The 2,273-nt window shown below is 50.9% G+C and carries 3 protein-coding genes; 2 read left to right on the forward strand and 1 reads right to left on the reverse strand.

Features of this window, described 5'->3' with window-relative positions; translation table 11 throughout:
* On the reverse strand, positions 1-514 hold a 514-nt coding region (locus QZN53_RS12945), incomplete at its 3' end, for an acylglycerol kinase family protein (protein ID WP_163439328.1).
* 159 nt (positions 515-673) lie between these two features.
* Here QZN53_RS12945 and QZN53_RS12950 point away from each other — a divergent pair.
* Complete coding sequence (locus QZN53_RS12950; RefSeq protein WP_163439327.1) at positions 674-1,861, forward strand: aminotransferase class I/II-fold pyridoxal phosphate-dependent enzyme; 1,188 nt, start codon at positions 674-676, stop codon at positions 1,859-1,861.
* Positions 1,862-1,868: 7 nt separating this feature from the next.
* Positions 1,869-2,273 (forward strand): YicC/YloC family endoribonuclease (locus QZN53_RS12955; RefSeq protein ID WP_205428160.1); only part of this gene is annotated, 405 nt, incomplete at its 3' end.

Raw genomic sequence — 2,273 nt, forward strand, 5'->3', positions numbered from 1 at the left:
CCGGCTGATAGGTGAGTCCTTCTTTCAGCACATTCTCGGCATAGCTGATAGGTCCTCGTTTGCCCGACATGGCGAACTTCATGCTGATGAAAGCGTCGAATCCCATGCCGCAGGTGCAGAAAAACGGAATGCCGTTGATGATGCCATAATCCAGGTCGTGTATGGCGAAGAGATTAATGATTTCGATGGCTTTCTTCGTGTTCATCGGAAGCATCAAGTGGCGTGCCAGCCCGTTGCCGGAACCACAAGGGATGATGCCTAGCGCAGTATTTGAGTGAACAATAGCCCTTGCCACCTCATTCACCGTTCCGTCACCACCAACGGCAACTACGGCGTCGACGCCTTGTTCTTTGGCTTCGCTCGCTATCTCGGATGCGTGGCCGGCATATTCGGTCATACGAATCTCATAGTCGAAACGCTCTTTGTCAATCGTCTCGTCGATAAGTTTCGGTATGCCCGCCTTGCTGGCCGTGCCCGAAATGGGGTTCATCACAAATACTATCTTCCTCTTCATTTGAGTTGCAAAGTTAATAATTATCTTGCAATCAACTGCCATAAAACACACTTTATTTTGAGAAAATGCAACTTTTCTACAAAAATGTTTCCGAATTGTTTAAATATTTATTAACTTTGCAGCCTGTTTATTAAATTAGAAAATCTTCACCTATTTATAATGGGACAATTACAAGAAAGATTCAAGAGCTACCGTGAGCCTCAGAAATTCATGGCTATGGATGTATATCCATATTTTCGTGAGATCACAAGCAAGCAGGGAACAGAAGTAGAGATGGGCGGCCATAAGGTTCTTATGTTCGGTTCCAATGCTTATACAGGACTTACCGGCGATCAGCGTATCATCAATAAGGCTAAAGAAGCATTAGACCGATATGGCTCTGGTTGCGCCGGAAGCCGTTTCCTCAACGGTACGCTCGACATTCATGTTCAGCTGGAGAAAGAAATCGCTGAGTATATTGGTAAGGCCGACTGCTTGTGCTTTTCTACCGGTTTCAGCGTCAACCAAGGCGTTATTCCAGCCCTGCTGAACAAGGATGATTACGTAATCTGCGACGACCGCGACCATGCAAGTATTGTGGATGGCCGACGTCTTGCTTTTGCAAAGCAGTTGCATTATAAGCACAACGACATGGACGACCTCGAGCGCGTGCTTCAGAAGCTGCCCCATGAGGCCGTTAAACTGATTGTCGTCGATGGTGTGTTCTCCATGGAGGGTGATTTGGCCAAGCTTCCAGAGATTATCGAGCTGAAGCATAAGTACAACTGCTCGGTGATGGTTGACGAAGCTCATGGTATTGGCGTATTCGGTAAGCAAGGCCGTGGTGTTTGTGATCATTTCGGACTGACCGACGAGGTTGACCTGATTATGGGTACTTTCTCAAAGTCGCTTGCCAGCATCGGCGGATTCATCGCCAGTGATTTCGACACCATCAACTACTTGCGCCATTCATGCCGCACCTATATCTTCAGCGCCAGTGCGACCCCGGCCGCGACGGCCAGCGCCCTGGAAGCCCTCCACATCATCCAGAACGAACCCGAGCGGATCGCCCACCTCTGGGAGGTAACCCGCTATGCGCTGGAGAAGTTCCGTTCCGCGGGCTTTGAGATCGGCGAGACGGAAAGCCCGATCATCCCGCTCTATGTCCGTGACCTGGAGAAGACCTTCATGGTGACCAAACGGGCCTTCGATGAGGGTGTTTTCATCAATTCAGTGATCCCCCCGGCCTGCGCTCCGCAGGATACCCTGGTCCGTTTCGCCCTCATGGCCACGCATACCAAGGAACAGGTCGACCGGGCCGTCGAAGCGTTGACCCGTGTCTTCAAAGAGTTGGATATCATTAAATAAGAAGCTGATGATCCGATCCATGACCGGCTACGGGAAAGCCGAAGCCTTGCTTGAAAACGGAAAGCTGACGGTCGAAATCCGGACGTTGAACGGAAAAAGTGCCGATATCAACCTCAAGACCACCCTGCTCCCGAAAGACAAGGAGATCGGTCTGCGTCAGAAGATCGCCCAGGTCCTCCAGCGCGGTACCATCGATGTCTTCCTTACCTGGGAACCGAATACGGCCGAGAATGCCAAGACCGTCAACGGTGACCTCGTGGAGGCATACTTCCGTCAGATCCGCGACATCTATCTCCGTTGCGCGAAGGATGGCGTACTGATTGGCGGGACATCGGTTTCCGACAGCCTGGTCCTCGCCTCGATCCTCCGTTTCCCGGATGTGCTGGATGTGAAAAAAGCCGATATCATCACG

Origin of the sequence: uncultured Fibrobacter sp., from assembly GCF_900316465.1 — a bacterium.
Classification (GTDB): Bacteria; Fibrobacterota; Fibrobacteria; order Fibrobacterales; family Fibrobacteraceae; genus Fibrobacter.